General features: G+C 42.1%; 21 protein-coding genes and 1 other RNA gene. 7 read left to right on the plus strand and 15 right to left on the minus strand.

Features of this window, described 5'->3' with window-relative positions:
• Positions 1–387: 387 nt before the first annotated feature.
• Positions 388–752: RNase P RNA component class A (gene rnpB / locus PCIT_RS02925), an RNA gene on the minus strand.
• Positions 753–792: 40 nt separating this feature from the next.
• Complete coding sequence (rsmI, locus tag PCIT_RS02930) at positions 793–1,653, minus strand: 16S rRNA (cytidine(1402)-2'-O)-methyltransferase (protein ID WP_010361392.1); 861 nt, start codon at positions 1,651–1,653, stop codon at positions 793–795.
• 63 nt (positions 1,654–1,716) lie between these two features.
• Between rsmI and PCIT_RS02935 the strand changes: the two genes are divergently transcribed.
• From PCIT_RS02935 to dolP, 4 genes are read left to right on the plus strand one after another with little or no spacing between them, the layout of a single operon-like run.
• Entirely contained in the window at positions 1,717–3,609 is a 1,893-nt protein-coding gene (locus tag PCIT_RS02935; RefSeq protein WP_010361391.1) for a penicillin-binding protein activator, read from the plus strand.
• A 23-nt stretch (positions 3,610–3,632) separates the two neighbouring features.
• Complete coding sequence (locus tag PCIT_RS02940; RefSeq protein ID WP_010361389.1) at positions 3,633–3,998, plus strand: YraN family protein; 366 nt, start codon at positions 3,633–3,635, stop codon at positions 3,996–3,998.
• Between the two features lies 1 nt (position 3,999).
• A complete protein-coding gene (locus PCIT_RS02945; RefSeq protein WP_010361388.1) occupies positions 4,000–4,587 on the plus strand; it encodes an SIS domain-containing protein in 588 nt (195 codons plus the stop codon).
• Positions 4,588–5,154: a division/outer membrane stress-associated lipid-binding lipoprotein gene (dolP, locus tag PCIT_RS02950; RefSeq protein ID WP_010361387.1), complete on the plus strand. Its 567-nt coding sequence runs from the start codon at positions 4,588–4,590 to the stop codon at positions 5,152–5,154.
• A gap of 91 nt (positions 5,155–5,245) precedes the next feature.
• Here dolP and PCIT_RS02955 read toward each other — a convergent pair whose 3' ends face one another.
• The 8 genes from PCIT_RS02955 to zapE form a co-directional block, all read right to left on the minus strand.
• Positions 5,246–5,674 carry a ClpXP protease specificity-enhancing factor gene (locus PCIT_RS02955; RefSeq protein ID WP_010361386.1) on the minus strand — a complete coding sequence of 143 codons (429 nt, stop codon included), beginning with the start codon at positions 5,672–5,674 and terminating at the stop codon, positions 5,246–5,248.
• Complete coding sequence (gene sspA / locus PCIT_RS02960; protein WP_010361385.1) at positions 5,674–6,300, minus strand: stringent starvation protein SspA; 627 nt, start codon at positions 6,298–6,300, stop codon at positions 5,674–5,676. The genes PCIT_RS02955 and sspA overlap by 1 nt, the downstream gene beginning before the upstream one ends.
• A 96-nt stretch (positions 6,301–6,396) precedes the next feature.
• Positions 6,397–7,134 carry a cytochrome c1 gene (locus tag PCIT_RS02965; protein WP_040697982.1) on the minus strand — a complete coding sequence of 246 codons (738 nt, stop codon included), beginning with the start codon at positions 7,132–7,134 and terminating at the stop codon, positions 6,397–6,399.
• A complete protein-coding gene (locus PCIT_RS02970; protein ID WP_010361383.1) occupies positions 7,131–8,426 on the minus strand; it encodes a cytochrome b in 1,296 nt (431 codons plus the stop codon). The genes PCIT_RS02965 and PCIT_RS02970 overlap by 4 nt, the downstream gene beginning before the upstream one ends.
• Positions 8,426–9,016, minus strand: a complete 591-nt coding sequence (gene petA / locus PCIT_RS02975; RefSeq protein ID WP_010361382.1) for a ubiquinol-cytochrome c reductase iron-sulfur subunit — start codon at positions 9,014–9,016, stop codon at positions 8,426–8,428. The genes PCIT_RS02970 and petA overlap by 1 nt, the downstream gene beginning before the upstream one ends.
• A 524-nt stretch (positions 9,017–9,540) precedes the next feature.
• Positions 9,541–9,933: a 30S ribosomal protein S9 gene (rpsI, locus tag PCIT_RS02980; RefSeq protein ID WP_171041054.1), complete on the minus strand. Its 393-nt coding sequence runs from the start codon at positions 9,931–9,933 to the stop codon at positions 9,541–9,543.
• A 7-nt stretch (positions 9,934–9,940) separates the two neighbouring features.
• On the minus strand, positions 9,941–10,369 hold the full coding sequence (gene rplM, locus PCIT_RS02985) for a 50S ribosomal protein L13 (protein ID WP_010361380.1): 429 nt from the start codon (positions 10,367–10,369) through the stop codon (positions 9,941–9,943).
• A gap of 258 nt (positions 10,370–10,627) precedes the next feature.
• Positions 10,628–11,722, minus strand: a complete 1,095-nt coding sequence (gene zapE, locus PCIT_RS02990) for a cell division protein ZapE (protein ID WP_010361379.1) — start codon at positions 11,720–11,722, stop codon at positions 10,628–10,630.
• A gap of 139 nt (positions 11,723–11,861) precedes the next feature.
• Between zapE and PCIT_RS02995 the strand changes: the two genes are divergently transcribed.
• From PCIT_RS02995 to PCIT_RS03005, 3 genes are all read left to right on the plus strand, one after another.
• Positions 11,862–12,320, plus strand: a complete 459-nt coding sequence (locus tag PCIT_RS02995; RefSeq protein ID WP_010361378.1) for a Z-ring associated ZapG family protein — start codon at positions 11,862–11,864, stop codon at positions 12,318–12,320.
• Positions 12,321–12,446: 126 nt separating this feature from the next.
• A complete protein-coding gene (locus PCIT_RS03000; RefSeq protein ID WP_010361377.1) occupies positions 12,447–13,799 on the plus strand; it encodes a DegQ family serine endoprotease in 1,353 nt (450 codons plus the stop codon).
• Between the two features lie 93 nt (positions 13,800–13,892).
• Positions 13,893–14,978, plus strand: coding sequence for a trypsin-like peptidase domain-containing protein (locus PCIT_RS03005; RefSeq protein ID WP_010361375.1), 1,086 nt, complete (start codon positions 13,893–13,895; stop codon positions 14,976–14,978).
• A 91-nt stretch (positions 14,979–15,069) separates the two neighbouring features.
• Here PCIT_RS03005 and murA read toward each other — a convergent pair whose 3' ends face one another.
• The 5 genes from murA to mlaD are packed head-to-tail and all read right to left on the minus strand — an operon-like array spanning position 15,070 to position 18,122.
• Positions 15,070–16,329, minus strand: a complete 1,260-nt coding sequence (murA, locus tag PCIT_RS03010) for a UDP-N-acetylglucosamine 1-carboxyvinyltransferase (RefSeq protein WP_010361374.1) — start codon at positions 16,327–16,329, stop codon at positions 15,070–15,072.
• Positions 16,330–16,338: 9 nt separating this feature from the next.
• On the minus strand, positions 16,339–16,596 hold the full coding sequence (locus PCIT_RS03015; protein ID WP_010361373.1) for a BolA family protein: 258 nt from the start codon (positions 16,594–16,596) through the stop codon (positions 16,339–16,341).
• A gap of 5 nt (positions 16,597–16,601) precedes the next feature.
• Positions 16,602–16,901 carry an STAS domain-containing protein gene (locus tag PCIT_RS03020; protein ID WP_010361372.1) on the minus strand — a complete coding sequence of 100 codons (300 nt, stop codon included), beginning with the start codon at positions 16,899–16,901 and terminating at the stop codon, positions 16,602–16,604.
• A complete protein-coding gene (locus tag PCIT_RS03025) occupies positions 16,888–17,568 on the minus strand; it encodes an MlaC/ttg2D family ABC transporter substrate-binding protein (RefSeq protein ID WP_040698042.1) in 681 nt (226 codons plus the stop codon). Before PCIT_RS03025 ends, PCIT_RS03020 begins: the two co-directional genes overlap by 14 nt.
• 5 nt (positions 17,569–17,573) lie before the next feature.
• The gene (gene mlaD, locus PCIT_RS03030; RefSeq protein ID WP_010361370.1) at positions 17,574–18,122 is read right to left on the minus strand and encodes an outer membrane lipid asymmetry maintenance protein MlaD; all 549 of its coding nucleotides are present in this window, start codon (positions 18,120–18,122) and stop codon (positions 17,574–17,576) included.
• Positions 18,123–18,135 lie beyond the last annotated feature (13 nt).

Raw genomic sequence — 18,135 nt, forward strand, 5'->3', positions numbered from 1 at the left:
CAATTTTTGGCCTGGATAATCAAAAGGTCATATTAACGACACAGGAAAGATAGATGACAGTCAGTATTGCCTACCACTCAGAGTGCACTGGATACTTCATTTACTGGATGCCCTAAATAGAACACGCTTAAACGATGAACAAACCAGTCGGTGTTAACGCGACGAAGATAACCCCTAATACCAGCTTCCCAGCGTTATAACCTGAGTATTAAGTGCAGTCATACACGGTGAAATAGCGAACAAGCCACACCTTAAAAGGAATATTAAGGCTCTAATTTAACTAGAAAACAGTTCAATCTAACGTAGGTAATACTTAGGAGAGATAGTTCATATATAACTTGGAGGGGGTCAAGCGTAAGCACCTAATAAATCAGATGCTTACGCTTGAGTTTGAGTCAGCCTATAAGCCGGGTTCTGTAATAGATAATCATTCGTCTAGGCCTAGGATCGCTCCTAGGCTCAAGCAACCTACCCGGTTCCCACGTGGGCCACGCGTTCTTAGTTAAAAGATGGAACCCTATTTGGTCTTGCTCCGGGTGGAGTTTACCTTGCAACCAACTGTTACCAGTGGCCCGGTGCGCTCTTACCGCACCCTTTCACCCTTACCAACTCGAAAGCTGGCGGTCTTCTCTCTGCTGCACTTGTCGTAGGCTTTCGCCTCCCAGCCGTTAACTGGCACCCTGCCCTGTGGAGCCCGGACTTTCCTCCCCCTGATCATTTTCGTCACAGGCAGCGATTATCCGGCTGACTCGCGGCGGATTATACGGTATATCTAGACAAAGCTCACGCTTTTTACTGCTCTTTTTCTGCGATTGCTGCTTTATACAGCGCATTTTTCTTTAAGCCAAAATAGTCAGCAACCACCCCACATGCTTTTTTTAATGGCATCTCAGGTTCGAGTAATGACAACATACGTTTTGCATCGGCAGGGATCTCTTCTTGCTGCTTAGGCTTACCAGGTAACATCAATACTAACTCGCCCCGCTGCTTTTCCGGCTCATCGGTTAAAAATTCAATCAGTGCCGTTACCGTACCACTGAAGAATGTTTCGTACGTTTTTGTTAACTCTTTGGCAAAAACTACTTGCTGCTCAGCCCCTAGCGCCGCTTTCAAATCGTCTAGACTGGCCATAATTCGGTGCGTACTTTCATACATAATACTGGTGATATTACTTTCGTATGCGTCAATAAAAAATTGCTGCCTCGCTTGGCTTTTTGCAGGGGTAAAGCCCACAAACTGAAAGCGATCAGTCGGTAAACCAGAGCAACTTACTGCCGTGATCGCAGCACATGCGCCCGGCACGGGTGTAACATGCGCACCTTGTGCTCGGCACAAGTTTACGACCGAGTAACCAGGATCACTGATAAGTGGAGTACCTGCATCTGACACTAGCGCAATATCAAGCCCTTCATTTAACCAGTCCACAACTTGCTGCGCTTTTTGCTTTTCATTATGGTCGTGCAACGCAAACGTTTTCGCTTTGATATTAAAGTGACTCAACAATTTACCTGTATGGCGGGTATCTTCAGCCGCGATTAAGTCCACTTCAGATAATGTTGCGAGTGCGCGCTCGCTAATGTCACCAAGGTTACCAATTGGCGTCGCAACCACATATAGGGTGCCGATTTTATCTGTGTTGTGTGCTTTAATCATTGAGCTCTCCAGTTTCAGTCAGTAAGATAACCCTTCAACAACAAAATTAACCAAGGGTCCATTGTGCGACTGAAAGTAATTAGTCTTGTAATTGGTATATTGTCAGGTTTATCAGCCTGTAGCACAACCGAAAAAACGCCAAACACGTCGGTTAGAGAAAATAATAACCAACAGCAACGTGTCGTCGACGTTTTAGATGCTGCAGGGCTGTATAGCAAAGCAATGTCAAAACAGGGGATTACTAAGATCCAGTTGTTATATAGCGCACGCGAAGTCGCCATCAAAGAACAAAACTGGCTTACATTGGAACAAGCATGTTTAGCTTTAGAGAGTAAAAGCAGCGTCGACCATGTACAAAACAAACTGTATATTGCCCTTGCACGTAAAGAAATGGCAAATTACACCGCGGCATTGGCCATTCTTGACACTTTGTCTGAGCAGCTCAAGTTACCTGAACACCAAGCATGGCATCAATATTTAATGGGCAGTATTTATGCTTCGCAGCAACTGCCTAAAAAAGCCCTCGTACACTATTTTAAAGCAACGGATATTGCTTCACAGCATACTCTCTCATTGTCTGGTTTAAACGACGAAGTGTGGCAAGCATTACAGCAACTATCATCTTATGCCTTAGAACGCTTTGATACCGGCTCTGTAATTCAGCAAGGATGGGTTAAACTTGCCAAATATCAACAAATCTATTTAGGTGCGGGCGTTGAACTACATCAGGCAATGAATAATTGGCAACGTCGCTTTGTTAACCATCCTGCAAGCTATATCCTACCAAAAGAAGTGACAGAGTCGGCCTTGCTCGCACCTTTTAAAACAAATAGACTTGCTATTTTATTACCACAATCAGGTTCGAGCGAACGACTTGGCGTTGCTTTGAAAAATGGTTTTTTAGCAGCTACAGACCACACCTCTGACACAGAAGTTTTTTTCATTGATGAAATGGCTTCAAAAGAAGATATTGAACTGCAGTTACAAAGTAATAAAGTCGACTTTATAATTGGCCCTTTACTGCGAAGTAATATAGAAAAACTACAAAAAAGTGATGCTGTTGCTGCGCTACCAACTATTTTTTTAAATACTCAAAATCACTCAACAAACTCAATCCCTCACCACTATTACTTTTCATTAAACCCAGAGCATGAGGTTGAACAAGCAATGGTGCATTTTTTAGCAAAAAAATATCAAAAGCCGATGTTACTTGCACCAGACAGCAACTCGGGTAACCGTCTGGTTGCACACTTCACCTCACAATGGCAACGCTATAGCAGCGCAGAGCCTGAAGTGGGGTTATATACCGACAGCAAGAATATGGCGAAAATCATTGCTGAATTATTAGAAGTTGAAGACTCAAAACAGCGCATAAAGACCATTGAAAGCTTATATAGAAAAACGGACATCGAGAGTGAAACACGTTCTAGACAGGACATTGATGTTATTTATATATTGGGTAACTCAGCTGAAACGCGCTTGTTAAAGCCTTATCTTGATGTAAATGTAAGTACATTTGCCCCTAAGATCCCCTTATACGCCAGCTCTCGCAGTTATAGCAGACGTATCGATATCACGGATAAAAATGATCTAGATGGGCTGTTCTTTACTGAGCAACCGTGGATGTTACCAAACGCAGTCGATAATAAAAAATTACGCGGAAAATATCAGCAAATGTTCCCTGAGCAAGCTGATATTGAACAACGCTTGTTTGCTATGGCAGTTGATGCGATCACACTTATTGGTGAAGTAAAACAGTTAGCAAAAATCCCTGGCAAAGAGCTCATTGGTTTAACAGGAAACCTCAGTATAAAATCAGATAACGTGATTCATCGCAGGTTAAAATGGGCACAATATAGTAAGAAGCAGATCCGGCTTGTGCAACTTAATGAGCAAGCCCCTTTACCACTATTTATGCAAAACTCGATGGAACTGAGAGAAACGCAAAGTAAATAAGTGCAATTATAAGGAACATTGCAATGCTAAAAGGATTGTTTAGCAACACAAAAGAAAAAGGATCTTTTTATGAACAACTGGCGCTTTCATACTTAAAACGCCATGGGCTAGTATTTGAGGCACAAAATTACTATTGTCGTTATGGTGAAATTGACCTTATCATGCGGGATAACAACAAAGTGGTATTTATTGAAGTAAAATACCGAAAACATAAAGGGTTTGGTGGGGCTTTAGCCGCTCTATCACACAAAAAACAACAAAGACTAAAACGAAGTATTTATCAGTATTTGACAGAGCATCAGTTGCATAATGCTGAAGTACGAGTAGACTTTGTAGCAATCGAGGGCCAAAATCCTCCAAATATACAATGGATTAAGAGCGTTTTCTAATATGCAAGAATCTATTAAGACGATTTTTACAGAAAGTATTCAAGCACAAATTGCTGCTGGTGAAGTATTACCAAGCTCGTTAGAAGCGGCAGCATTCACAATTGTACAAAGCTTAATAAATGGCAATAAAGTTGTTTGCTGTGGCGTACCAAGCTGCCATATGTTAGCCACTCATATGGCTGGGCTATTAGTTAACTTTTATGAAACTGAACGACCTTGCCTACCAGCTGTAGCACTGACACAAAATAGCATTCACTTAGGTACAAGCAGTGTCGAAGATGATAGTGAGCACTATGCTCGCCAAGTGAGAGCCTTTGCTCAGCAAGGAGATCTTTTATTGGTCATAGGTGTTAATGGCAATGAAAAAAGCATTGTGAGCGCGGCAGAAGCTGCGCTTACCAAGGATATGAAAGTGATTGCCTTGATTGGTGATGATGGCGGCGAATTAACCGGACTACTTGGACCTAATGATGTTGAGATCAGAGTACCGAGTAAACGCCCTAGTCGCATCATAGAATCTCATCTATTTTCACTTCATTGCTTGAGCCAGCTCATCGATGACACATTATTCCCACAGGAAGAACAATAAATGCATGTTAAATCTATCGCCTTACTATTAAGCCTGACTCTGCTTCAAGGGTGTGCGGCTGCGGTTGTAGCAGGAACTGCAGGAGCCATGTCTGCAGCAAATGATCGCCGTACAATAGGTACTCAAATAGATGATAATAATATCGAAATAAAGGGAACGCTGGCGTTAAAGAGTATTGAGCGTTTAGCTAATCATGCCAATATTAGCGTCGTTAGTGTTAATGGCGTGGTGTTATTGGTAGGGCAAGTTAGTAACGTAGAAATGCGCTCAGAAGCAGAAGTAGCTCTTAAAGGCGTGCCTGCTATTCGTAGTATTCATAATCAATTACGCATTGGCAGCAATATTGGGATCACCACACAAACACATGATACTTGGCTTACCTCAAAGGTCAAAACCAAGCTCCTCGCCGACGAAAATGTCAGTGGCAATAATATAAAAGTGGTTACTGAGAATGCAGAGGTGTTTCTAATGGGTCTAGTCGCGCCAATTGAAGCTGAACAAGCCGTCGAGATTGCTAGAAATATTAGTGGTGTAGAGCGTGTTATTAAGGCGTTTGAATACCTTTAACAACCCAATTAAAATTACTTACTCGATGCAGAGTCAAGCAGACATAAAAAAAACCCGCTTAGTGCGGGTTTTTTACATATTGAAATTGTCGTTACTTGACCACGCGTAAATGTGAACCTTTCTTTTTCTCAGGCTTTTCAACAGGCTCTGATGGCACTGTTTCTTCACTTTCTACAGGTTCTAAAGTCTCTTCAAGCTCAGCATCATCAAATGCTTCTTGTGTAAAAACGGTACCTTCACCATTTTCTCGAGCATATATAGCAAGCACAGCACCTAGAGGTACATACACCTGCATCGGCTGACCACCAAACCGAGCGTTAAAGCTCAGTTGCTCGTTATCTAACGAAAAGGCAGTCACTGCTGAAGGACTAATATTCAATACAATTTGCCCATCCTGAACAAATTGCGTTGGTACTTGTACCGCAGGATAATCAGCATTAACCACTAAATGAGGCGTGCATTCATTATCAACAATCCAATCGAAAAAAGCTCTTAAAAGGTATGGGCGATTCGGCGTCATTATGATCTGATCTCGCGCTCAGCTTCAGTCAAAGATGCTTGGAACGAATCACGTTCAAACAAACGAAGCATATAATCTTTCATTTCTTTGGCACCTGAGCCGTTAAGTTCAATACCAAGCTCTGGAAGGCGCCATAATAATGGCGCTAAGTAACAATCAACTAAGCTAAACTCTTCACTCATAAAGTAAGGTGCTTCAGTAAAGATTGCAGCAACCGCTAACAGCGCTTCAGTTAAATCTCTACGTGCTATAGCAGCATCAGAACCGCCTTCTGAGATTTTTGCTGCAAGGCTATACCAGTCATTTTCAATGCGGTGCATCATTAAGCGACTGCGGCCACGCATCACTGGATATACAGGCATTAGTGGAGGGTGTGGAAAACGCTCATCAAGGTACTCCATGATGATGTCTGCACGGTAAAGACCAAGCTCACGATCAATTAAAGTTGGTACAGTGCCATAAGGGTTTATCTCATGAAGAGCTTCTGGCAGATTGTCCTTTTCTGCTAGGTGGATATCAACACTTACGCCTTTCTCTGCAAGTACAATACGTACTTGGTGACTGTACATACAGTTCGCACCAGAGAAAAGAGTCATTACAGGGCGCTTATTGGCAGCAACGGCCATGCCTACCTCCATTAATAATTACAAAAGTAATAAATCACTTTAAACAGCAATAGGGGCTACAGCCCCTATTACAAAATCACCTTAGATTTGCTCACTTTAGTGAACATCTCTCCAGTATTCTTTCTTCAAGAAGAATGCAAGGATAAAGAGGATTAATAAAAACCCTAATACCTTGATACCAAGCGACTCAGACTGAAGGCGAGAAGGCTCACCTACATAAGCTAAGAAGTTAGTAATGTCACGTGCAGCATGATCATATTCATCTGTGCTCATTTCGCCTGAGCCATCAGTTTCTAGACCAACTACTTTAGTAACCATTTTACCATGCTCTTCAACTTCTTCAGTGATCGGCAACGGTAAACCTTGCAACTCTTGTAGTACGTGTGGCATACCCACGAGTGGGAATACCATATTATTTACACCAAATGGGCGCGACTCATCTTTATAAAACGACTTTAAGTACGTATAGATATAATCTGGCGACTTAACTCGAGAAATCAAAGTTAAATCTGGCGGCGCTGCGCCAAACCATTTAGCAGCATCATCTTGGTCCATTGCATTCAAAATGTGGCCACCCACTTTTGAACCATCAAAGATCAGCTGTTCTTGGCCAATATCTGTTGGAATACCAATGTCACGAAACGTACGTTCGTAACGTTGGTACTGCATTTGGTGACAACCTAAACAGTAATTCATGAATAACTGGGCACCACGTTGTAATGACGCTTTGTCAGTTAAATCATTATTTGCTTCCATCAAAGGTACTGATGGACCTGCTGCCATAACAAATGTTGGCAATAATGCGAATAAACCGATAATTAGTTTTTTCATCATTTGGTTACCCTCGTCGGCAATGGCTTAGTCGTCTCATTCTTTGAGTATACAAACAGTAACACAAAGAACATGAAGTAAGTCACAGTGGTAATTTGCGATAAGATTGTTTTGAAGTCTGTTTGTGGTGTAGCACCAACCCAGCCTAAAATAACAAAGGTCACAACAAATTGCGCAATGTTCCATTTATGCAATGTACAGCGGTAACGAATAGAGCGAACTGAACCACGGTCAAGCCAAGGTAATAGCGCAAGCACAACAATCGATGCACCCATTGCAGCAACACCCATTAACTTATCAGGGATAGCACGTAATATCGCATAGAAAGGCGTGAAGTACCAAACCGGGAAAATATGCTCTGGCGTTTTAAGCGGGTTTGCAGCTTCGAAGTTTGGCGCTTCTAAGAAGAAACCACCCATTTCTGGAGAGAAAAATACAACCCAACAGAATAAAATCAAGAAACCTGCAACACCTAAAATATCTTTTACCGTGTAGTAAGGGTGGAAAGGGATCGCATCTACGATATCTTTCTTATCAGTATAGTACTCATGGAACTTAAACTTAGGCTTTTCATCTTCTGAAATAGTGCCTTTTTTGTGTTTAATTTCAATACCATCAGGGTTATTAGAGCCTACTTCATGTAATGCTACAATGTGTAGGAATACTAAAATAACTAATACTAACGGTAATGCAATAACATGTAATGCAAAGAAACGGTTTAGCGTTGCTCCTGAAATTACATAGTCACCACGGATCCACTGTGTCAGGTCCTCACCTATCACCGGAATGGCACCAAATAGCGAGATAATTACCTGGGCTCCCCAGAAAGACATTTGTCCCCAAGGAAGTAAATAACCCATGAATGCTTCTGCCATAAGGGCTAGGAAGATAAACATACCAAACAACCACAGTAGTTCACGTGGCTTTTGATAAGAACCGTAGATCATGCCACGGAACATATGTAAGTACACCACAACGAAAAACGCAGATGCACCGGTTGAGTGCAGGTATCGGAGTAACCAACCATATTCAACATCACGCATGATGTATTCTACTGACGCAAATGCACCTTCAGCAGATGGTACATAGTTCATGGTTAACCAGATACCCGTAAGAATTTGGTTTACTAGCACAAGGATTGCTAGTGATCCGAATAAATACCAAAAGTTAAAGTTTTTTGGCGCAGGATATTGAGCAATGTGCATATTCCAAACACGAGTCATTGGAATACGGTCATCGATCCAGTTAATGACGTTACCTACAACGCCAGAAGCTGCTTTAGAGTTTTCAGCCATTACGCTACCCCTTCTTCTTCGCCCACTAAAATAGTGGTTTCATCAATAAAGGTGTATGGAGGGATCTCAAGGTTTAACGGTGCAGGAACCGCTTGGAATACTCGACCAGCCATATCAAATTTAGAGCCATGACATGGACAGAAGAAACCGTCCTCAGTACCTTCAACTTTTTCACCGAAGCCACCTTGAAGGAAGCTAGGTGAACAGCCTAGGTGCGTACAAATACCGACAGCAACAAAAATCTCAGGACGCTTAGAGCGGTATGGATTTTTAGCTGAATCGAGTTGTTGAGGTTCTTCAGAAGCAGGATCACGAAGTTGCCCTTCATGAGCTTTCATATCTTCCAACATTTTTGGGGTACGAGAAATAACCCAAACAGGCTTACCTCGCCACTCAACACGAATTAATTGTCCGGGTTCAAGTTTGCTGATATCCACTTCTACAGGCGCACCTGCAGATTTAGCTCGCTCACTTGGATTCCAAGACGCAATAAAAGGAACAGCAGCCCCAGCCGCACCAACACCACCTACAACAGAGGTAGCTATGGTTAAAAAGCGACGTCGGCCATTGTCTACAGGCGCATTGCTCATCCACTTATCTCCACTATGAATCTCAACACTTGCTATATTGAGAACATCAGTTACAGCAGGTTAAATTTAAGAAACTACAAAATAGACGCGATCATAAATAAATCCCTTGATTAAAACAAGGTTATTCCAGCCTTCACACCCAATAAACCCAATAACTTGGTTTGATTTACGTTGTACAAAAACTAATTATTTATGATATCGCTTCAATAACAACAATTTACTGACCAAGATCAACCTCTGCATGAAAAATTGCCCTCTACAGAATATGGGTTGAAACTCACTCACTTTACTTGCCCTGCAATTGTAGCAAAAAAAAGCGCTGAGTTATCGACAGATTTGCACTAAATGTAATAAATATTGCAGTTTTTTTGTCAGTAAAAACGGGATATTACTAGATTGAGGATAATTTAAACGACAGATAGTTACATAAAAAGAGAGGTTTAACTTTTTGGACTAAAGATAAAATAGCCAAAAACAAAAAACCCAGCATAAGCTGGGTTTTTGAATTCTTGAAACGTAAAAAATTAACGCTTTGAGAATTGTGGACGCTTACGCGCTTTGTGTAGACCCACTTTCTTACGCTCAACTTTACGAGCATCGCGAGTAACAAAGCCAGCTTTACGAAGTGTTGGACGTAGTGACTCGTCAAACTCCATAAGTGCACGTGTAATACCGTGACGGATTGCGCCAGCTTGACCAGTAGTACCACCACCTTCAACAGTGATGTATAGGTCAAACTTTTCAGTCATGTCTACAAGCTCAAGAGCTTGACGAACAACCATGCGAGCTGTTTCACGACCAAAGTACTCATCTAAAGAGCGCTTATTGATTACGATGTTGCCAGTGCCTGGGCGTAAGAATACGCGAGCACTTGAACTTTTACGACGACCTGTACCGTAGTATTGATTTGCCATGATGTGCTCCTTAAATGTCTAAAACCTGCGGCTGTTGGGCCGCGTGGTTGTGCTCATTACCAACGTAAACTTTAAGTTTACGGTACATTTCACGACCTAGAGGACCGCGAGGTAACATGCCTTTAACCGCTTTCTCGATAATCATTTCAGGCTTAGCAGCTTGAAGCTTATCGAAAGTTACAGACTTAAGTCCACCTGGGAAACCAGAGTGTGCGTAGTACACTTTGTTTTTGAATTTGTTACCAGTTACAGTAACTTTTTCAGCGTTGATGACGATGATATAATCACCAGTATCTACGTGAGGAGTGTATTCAGCTTTATGCTTTCCGCGTAGGCGACTAGCGATTTCAGTAGCGATACGACCTAAAGTTTTACCTTCAGCGTCAACTACGTACCAGTCACGTTTTACTGTATCTGGTTTAGCAACAAACGTTTTCATCTAAAAAATCCAATGTTTTCAATTAAAACCACAGATAACCAAAATGGTTACCGCTTTACTATATAGTGCTTTAACCCCTTCGAGTTTAAGACTTTTTGCCGCTCAAGTCAGTGGCTAAGCCGACGAGGGCAATAGAACGCAACGTGGCAGGCCGCGGATTATAGCAACTCATAAAGAGATTGACTAGCGCACGGCTGTTTTTTCTACAAAATAATTGCATTTCTTTGGCTTTGCACGTTACGGGTGCTTGATTGAGTATTAAGCTAGGTGTTCCCTTGCTAAATAATCAAGCGATTGCATTTCTTGTAAACGACTAATACATCGTTTGAATTCAAATTCTAGCGTCCCTGTAGAATATAATTCGGTGATAGGTGCTTCTGCTGAGATAATTAGGGTAACATTACGCTCATAAAATTCATCTACTAACGCGATGAAGCGACGAGCAGCGTCATCATTTTGCTGACTTAAGCGTTTTACATTGGATAAAATAACCGTGTTGTAGAGGCGGCTTATTTCCATATAGTCAACTTGCGAACGCGCTGTCTCACACAACTGTGTAAAATCAAACATCACAATACAGTCTGACACTTTACGCGTCTTAATTAAGCGCCCTTCGATTTCGATGGCTTCATCAACTCGCCCTGGCTCCGGTGACAATTTATCAAAATAAGCGAATAAATTTTTATCTGCTTGTTCATCTAACGGACTATGGAAGATCTCTGCTTGTTCCAATGTCCGCAAACGATAATCAATTCCAGAGTCAACATTCACAACATCTGTATTAGCATTAACTAGCTCTATGGCAGGTAAAAAGCGCGCACGTTGTAAGCCATTACGATACAAGTCGTCTGGTACAATATTAGAAGTCGCAACCAACACAATGTCACGAGCAAACAGGGCTTGCATCAAGCCACCTAATAACATCGCATCAGTAATATCTTGAACAAAAAATTCATCGAAACAAATAATATCAGTTTCTTTTTTAAATATATCGGCCACAACCTCAAGTGGGTTTTTCACATCTTGGAGTTTTTTTAATTCGTCGTGAACACGGTGCATAAAGCGATGAAAATGCACGCGCATTTTACGCTCAGTTGGTAATGCATCGAAAAAAGTATCAACTAAGTATGTTTTTCCTCGACCAACGCCGCCCCAAAAGTACAACCCTTTGATTTTTTTTGGCTCGACCTTTTTGCTAAATAAACGAGATATAAAACTGCTTGGCTGTTCAACAGGCATAGCACACAGATCATCATACAAACGCTGTAAATGCTTAACTGCATTTTCTTGAGCGCTGTCGTATTGAAAGTCATCTGTTTGAAGGTCTTGTTGATATTTTTGCCAAGGAGTCATCATTTTTTACACTGTTACCCATATTTATTGATTTTCTATATTAACACGCAACCATTCTCCGCGTATATTGACTGTAAGTTACATTTTATTCTTATCGCCATATTTTTTACTGGCAACCCGATACCCACAGGAGAAATATATGACAACTATCGTTTGGTTGGGGCTTTTGATCATTACTGGTGTAATTGGTTTTTTTATCGGTGCGCAAGTCACCCGAAAGCAACTTAAACAAACTGAATTAGAACAGCAAGCCATACAAGCACAAAGTGAACTTGAGCAATATCGTCAAGATGTGTCAGATCACTTAGCAAGTACCAAAAAGCTGATGAGCAAAATGCAAGAAAGCTATACTCAACTCTTTAGCCATGTTGAGCGCACCGATCAGGTACTTTTAACTGAAAAGCCAACACACCCAAGTGAGCCGTTTTTCTCTAAAGAAACCACAGAGCAACTTCATGCTTCTCTTAAAAGCCGTCCTGAACGCAGAAGAGATAACCAACGCTCTGACGACTCTGCACAACCTGTGGACTATGTTGAAGGCGAATCAGGTATTTTCACTGGTGAAAGGTCAGAAAATAAGCAAGCAAACATATCTTGATGAACTTTTTTTTGACCCCATAGTCAGTAGATACAGATAAACAAATAGCGGATCGGCGTCTAGACCACATTCAAAGATAGACGCCTTTTCAATGACTAATTGCTTTTTTCGGAGTATTTACTAACTATGAAATTGAAATTCTCGTTATTATCAGCAGCACTTTTTTCTTCAACATTGTTATTAAACCCAAGTGTCTCTGTCGCTAAATTACCCGTTGCCATAGACGGTCAAACATTACCAACTCTCGCACCTATGCTAGAGCGTGTTACTCCAGGCGTTGTCAGCATTCAAGTTTCAGGTGCTAAAGAAGTACGCCGCCGTGTCGACCCATTTGATTATTTCTTCGGTCAACCACAACCTCGTAGTCAAAAGCGTCAATTTAGTGGCTTGGGTTCAGGCGTTATTATCGATGCCTCTGAGGGTTATGTGGTCACAAATAACCATGTCATTGCCGACGCAGAAAAAATTATTGTTACATTAGAAGATGGTAGAGAGTTCGATGCCAAATTAGTAGGGACCGACAAGGAGTCTGATATTGCGCTGCTCGAAATTGAGTCTGACGACTTAACCGAAGTAAAACTCGCAAATTCTGATGCCCTGCGAGTGGGTGATTTTGCCGTGGCCATTGGTAACCCATTTGGGCTCAGCCATACGGTGACTTCTGGTATTGTCAGTGCACTCGGGCGCAGTGGCCTTAATATTGAAGGTTATGAAGATTTTATCCAAACAGATGCGGCCATTAACCAAGGCAACTCTGGTGGCGCATTGGTTAACCTTCGTGGTGAACTCATTGGGATAAATACCGCGATTTTAGGCGCATCGGGCGGTAATGTCGGGATTGGTTTTGCTATTCCATCTAATATGATGAAAAGCTTAGTAGATCAAATTGTCGAGTTTGGCCAAGTGCGACGCGGATCTTTAGGTATTCAAGGCCGCACGTTAGATGCGGGCATTGCTAAAGCACAAGGTTTTGATGTCAAACAGGGCGCCTATGTGGCGCAAGTCGTTAAGGATTCAGCAGCCAGTGAAGCGGGTATTCAAGCCAACGATGTAATTGTTTCAGTTAACGGGGACGACATTCAAAGCTTTGCTGAACTAGCCAGTAAAATAGCCACCATTGGTGAAGGCCGCACAGTGAAAGTCGGCGTTTACCGAGAAGGTAAGGTTCGCACTATCAAAGTCACGCTCAAAGGCCAAGCAGAACTACAAGCGCAAGCAGATAAAGTACACCCTATGCTACGCGGTGCAGTATTAGAAAGTGGCGAACGAAATGGTAATAAAGGCGTTGTAGTCTCTTCGGTGGAGGCTCGCTCTCCAGCTGCTCGGGTCGGGCTAGAAGAAGGTGACGTTATCATGCAAGTTAACCGCCAGCGAATTGATAGCATTAGAGAAATGAGCAACTTAATTGAAGATATTCAAGGTAATATCGTTTTGGGTGTAAAACGTGGGCGAGATTCTGTCTTCTTATTAATCCAATAACAAATTAATTTATATAAAAAACACAGTGGTCCTTGCCGCTGTGTTTTTATTTGTGCCATCATAAACAATAAATAAATAATAATAGATCATGCTGTGTTAAAACTATTCCGCTTTTTAGTGCCACCATTATTCATTGGCTTAGGTATTGCTTTTGTGGTGATTTGGTTATCTCCGAATCTACGTAGTGCTGTACTACCAAATATTAAAGTGCCCAACCCCTACAGTACAAAGCATATGAGCTTTGCTGATGCAGTGGAGAAAGCTGCACCTGCCGTTGTCACTATATTCTCTGAAGGAATAAGTTCAGTCCCTAGGTTTAAACGTGCAAACACCACACAGGAACTGGGCTCTGGCGTTATTATGTCTAGCGATGGTTATATCCTAACTAACTATCATGTAGTTAATAATGCAGACCAGATCATGATCATATTGACCGATGGCCGTACATTTAATGAAGTACAGATCATTGGCTTTGATACAGTCACCGACTTAGCACTATTGAAAATCGACGCACAGCACCTTCCCGTTATCCCCGTAGATGACGCATTCTCACCAAGAGTAGGCGATGTGGTACTGGCCATTGGCAACCCATTAAACTTAGGACAAACCATTACACAGGGCGTGATCAGTGCAACAGGTAAAAAACTCACCCCAGATAATTCGTATAGTAGTTTGTTACAAATGGATGCCGCCGTAAACGTAGGTAATTCAGGAGGCGCATTAATTAACTCCAATGGAACGCTAGTCGGACTCACCTCAGCGCAATTCAGAACCCGTTATAACATAGATATTCAAGGGATCTCATTTGCCATTCCTTACCCTCTCGCTAAAGAAGTCATGGAAAAGCTAAAGCGTGATGGGCGAGTAATTCGAGGGTACTTAGGTTTTACCGGTAACCCTGTAGACAGCACTGGAAAGGTGATCACTGACTTATATACAAAAATTGTCGGGTTAAAGGTTAATAATATCGACCCACTTGGTCCTGCATGGCAAGCGGGTATGCAAAACGATGATATTATAGTGAGAGTCGCGGGTAATACAGTCAACAACCCTGAAACAACACTTAAATTTATTGCCAATACCCAGCCGGGTACGGTGGTTGAGTTTGATGCATACCGTGATACTGAGCTGCTGACCTTTAAGGTGACAGTAGCGAAGCTTGAAAGTCGTATGCAGTAACTTATTGATGACTTCGTTTCAGCTATAAAAAAGCGAGCATGGAAGTACTAAATTTAGCCTTCGATACTCGCTTTTCAAAACATTGCTGTAATTAGTTGTGTTTACGCTTGATATTCGCGCCTAATTGACTGAGCTTATCTTCAATACGTTGATAACCACGATCAACGTGGTAAATGCGATCTACCACCGTCTCTCCTGTTGCAACAATCCCCGTTAAAATGAGGCTTGCCGAAGCTCTTAGGTCGGTTGCCATCACTTGCGCTCCACTGAGCTTTTCTGTTTCACCACAAATCGCAGTGTTACCCTCTAAACGAATATTAGCACCCATTCTTTGTAATTCAGGAACGTGCATAAACCGATTTTCAAAAATAGTTTCAGTGATGGTAGCACTACCTTGCGCAACTACATTCAATGCCGTAAATTGTGCTTGCATATCAGTAGGGAAACCAGGGTGTGGCATCGTTTTAATATTCACAGCTTGTAATGTTCGATTTCGCATATCGACATATATGGTGTCAGTATTCACTTCAACCAATGCATTTGCTGCACGTAACTTTTCAAGCACAGGCTCTAAGCTGGTATGATCAGTGTTTTTGCATAACACCTCTCCATTGGCCATCGCAGCAGCGACTAAGAAAGTACCTGTTTCTATTCGATCAGGCAGGATCCGATGTTCACAGCCAGCAAGCTGTTCAACTCCCTGAACTTCAATACGACTGGTACCTGCACCTTTAATGTTCGCCCCCATTGCAGTCAAACACTCTGCTAAGTTTACGATTTCTGGCTCTTGCGCTGCATTCTCCAGCACGGTGGTACCGTCCGCCAATGTGGCTGCCATTAATAAGTTTTCAGTCGCACCAACACTCACCATCTCCATGTAAATCTCGGCACCTTTAAGTCGCCCAGAAGATGTGGCATTAATATAACCATTCTCAACTTTAATTTCAGCGCCCATGCGCTCAAGGCCCTTGATATGTATGTCAACAGGCCGTGCCCCGATCGCACATCCACCAGGCAAAGACACTTGCGCTTCGCCAAAACGCGCCAGTAAGGGTCCTAATGCCAATACCGAAGCACGCATTTGTTTAACGAGCTCATAGGGGGCTAACACCTTATCGACACAACTTCCGTCTATTTCTAGAACATCCCCTTGCCACGCAACTCCGGCGCCCAATGTTTTTAATAAAGCTTCGGTAGTGCCAATATCACGTAACTGAGGGACATTTGAAAAGCGACTCTTTCCATTGGGTAACAGTGCAGCGAATAGAATAGGTAATGCGGCGTTTTTCGCCCCAGAGATAGTCACTTCACCGGCCAGTGTCGTGCCACCTTGAATAACAAACTGATCCATCATAGCCTCCTATTGCGGAAGCATAAATTTGCGTTCTCTTTGCCACTCAGTTGGCGTAAAAGCTTTGATGCTCACAGCATGAATGGTGCCATCGGAGATAGTTTCCATTAATGGCCCATAAACCAACTGCTGCTTTTTGACTCGGCTTAGTCCGTCAAAACAGTCTCCAACAGCAATTACTTCATAATGACTGCCATTTGCTTTTACTATCACTTCATCTAAAGCCAGTGACTCTTTTAATAATGTTTCGACTTGGTTTATTTCCATTATATTCACTCAAATAAGGTTGAAACCTGACCCAATGCCATCAAATTGCGCAATTGTTCAGGTATATTCTTAAGCTCAAGACGTTTATCTTGCTGCTGCAATTTACCTAAAGAGTGAATTAACCAAGCTAAGCCCGCTGTGTCAACCCTAGATACGTCAGAAAGGTCAAAATAGGTGATTGATTGCGTACTTTCTAGCTGTTGATTAAGAAGTCGTTCATTTGTGAGGCTATTTCGGGTAAGCTCGCCACTAATTAAAACAACCCCTTCATCGTTGCGTTTGAAGTGAACTTTAGCTGTTGCCATCATCCCCCCTAAACTGCACCGGTAATCTGCTTTTCTTATCAAGTAAGTTGATCACGTGCTCAATCCCTTGCTGGCGTAAAATACCGTGTAATTCAGTTTGCTTTGCATCCAACAGACTGATCCCTTCGGCCATCATATCGTAAGCGCGCCATTCATTATTTTTTCCTTTACGCACTTTAAAGTCGATACGAATGTCTGGCTTACCCGCTTCTACAATCTTCGTATTAACAATCGCGACTTCATCATCTGTGAATTTTTTAGCAGCTCCAAATTCCACTTTCTGATTCGTGTATTGTGTAAAAACGCCAGCATAAGTCGCCACTAAGTAACGCTGAAATACATCGATAAAAGTGCGCACATGTTTGATGGCTTCGGCTTTCTCTTGCTTATCTTCCATCGTACGAATTTTTTGTATATAACTGCCTAGTACTCGATATGCCGCATATTTATAATCAATATATGGCATCAACTCTTCTTCTACGATAACGCGCAGGTACTCTCTACTCTTTTGAACTTGCTCTTGATCTCGAGCAACACGTTGAAAGGTATTATCAGCTACCTGCTGTACCATTTTATATGGGTCTTTTAAATCAACCTCAGCGGCTACTTGTAAACTAAAAATTGATAATGCCAATATAAGCATATTCAGAAAATTACGATAAACCATCATGATTATTCACCGCCTTGATTAAATAAGAACTGGCCAATCAGCTCTTCTAGAACAAGCGCAGATTTCGTATCCGCTATCATGTCGCCATTTTTCAACGCCTTACTATCAACGCCAAATAAATCATCAAGTTCATCGGCTTCACTGCTACCGGCTGCTTCATTCCCCAAGCAAGACTGGCGGGCCGACTCTGATGCAATTACAGGAGATATGCCTAAATACTGCTCGCCTAAAATACCTGAGGTTAAAATAGATACCGATGTAGTATCCGAAAACTGACACTCATAATTAGCATCTATTTTCATATTCACCACAGGAACAAATTCCTGAGGGTGAATACTGATCCCCTCAACACGACCGATCACGACACCACCCACTTTTATGGGCGCTCTGGCTTTTAACGACCCAATATTTTCAAACTTCGCGTTTAATAAATAAGACTCGCCGCTACCACTGATCCCTGAATTTGCGACCTTAAGCGCTAGCACAGCAAAGGCAATAACACCTAACGCAACAAACAAACCTACTAAAATCTCTATTTTCCGTGTATTCATGACTTTAAAACCT

Source organism: Pseudoalteromonas citrea, from assembly GCF_000238375.3.
Lineage (GTDB): Bacteria > Pseudomonadota > Gammaproteobacteria > Enterobacterales > Alteromonadaceae > Pseudoalteromonas > Pseudoalteromonas citrea.

Bases quoted from the DNA above. Each gene is read 5' to 3' on its own strand.
- rsmI (WP_010361392.1), bottom strand. From the start codon at position 1,653: ATGATTAAAGCACACAACACAGATAAAATCGGCACCCTATATGTGGTT.
- PCIT_RS02940 (WP_010361389.1), top strand. From the start codon at position 3,633: ATGCTAAAAGGATTGTTTAGCAACACAAAAGAAAAAGGATCTTTTTAT.
- PCIT_RS02945 (WP_010361388.1), top strand. From the start codon at position 4,000: ATGCAAGAATCTATTAAGACGATTTTTACAGAAAGTATTCAAGCACAA.
- dolP (WP_010361387.1), top strand. From the start codon at position 4,588: ATGCATGTTAAATCTATCGCCTTACTATTAAGCCTGACTCTGCTTCAA.
- PCIT_RS02955 (WP_010361386.1), bottom strand. From the start codon at position 5,674: ATGACGCCGAATCGCCCATACCTTTTAAGAGCTTTTTTCGATTGGATT.
- sspA (WP_010361385.1), bottom strand. From the start codon at position 6,300: ATGGCCGTTGCTGCCAATAAGCGCCCTGTAATGACTCTTTTCTCTGGT.
- PCIT_RS02965 (WP_040697982.1), bottom strand. From the start codon at position 7,134: ATGATGAAAAAACTAATTATCGGTTTATTCGCATTATTGCCAACATTT.
- PCIT_RS02970 (WP_010361383.1), bottom strand. From the start codon at position 8,426: ATGGCTGAAAACTCTAAAGCAGCTTCTGGCGTTGTAGGTAACGTCATT.
- petA (WP_010361382.1), bottom strand. From the start codon at position 9,016: ATGAGCAATGCGCCTGTAGACAATGGCCGACGTCGCTTTTTAACCATA.
- rplM (WP_010361380.1), bottom strand. From the start codon at position 10,369: ATGAAAACGTTTGTTGCTAAACCAGATACAGTAAAACGTGACTGGTAC.
- zapE (WP_010361379.1), bottom strand. From the start codon at position 11,722: ATGACTCCTTGGCAAAAATATCAACAAGACCTTCAAACAGATGACTTT.
- PCIT_RS02995 (WP_010361378.1), top strand. From the start codon at position 11,862: ATGACAACTATCGTTTGGTTGGGGCTTTTGATCATTACTGGTGTAATT.
- PCIT_RS03000 (WP_010361377.1), top strand. From the start codon at position 12,447: ATGAAATTGAAATTCTCGTTATTATCAGCAGCACTTTTTTCTTCAACA.
- murA (WP_010361374.1), bottom strand. From the start codon at position 16,329: ATGGATCAGTTTGTTATTCAAGGTGGCACGACACTGGCCGGTGAAGTG.
- PCIT_RS03015 (WP_010361373.1), bottom strand. From the start codon at position 16,596: ATGGAAATAAACCAAGTCGAAACATTATTAAAAGAGTCACTGGCTTTA.
- PCIT_RS03020 (WP_010361372.1), bottom strand. From the start codon at position 16,901: ATGGCAACAGCTAAAGTTCACTTCAAACGCAACGATGAAGGGGTTGTT.
- PCIT_RS03025 (WP_040698042.1), bottom strand. From the start codon at position 17,568: ATGGTTTATCGTAATTTTCTGAATATGCTTATATTGGCATTATCAATT.
- mlaD (WP_010361370.1), bottom strand. From the start codon at position 18,122: ATGAATACACGGAAAATAGAGATTTTAGTAGGTTTGTTTGTTGCGTTA.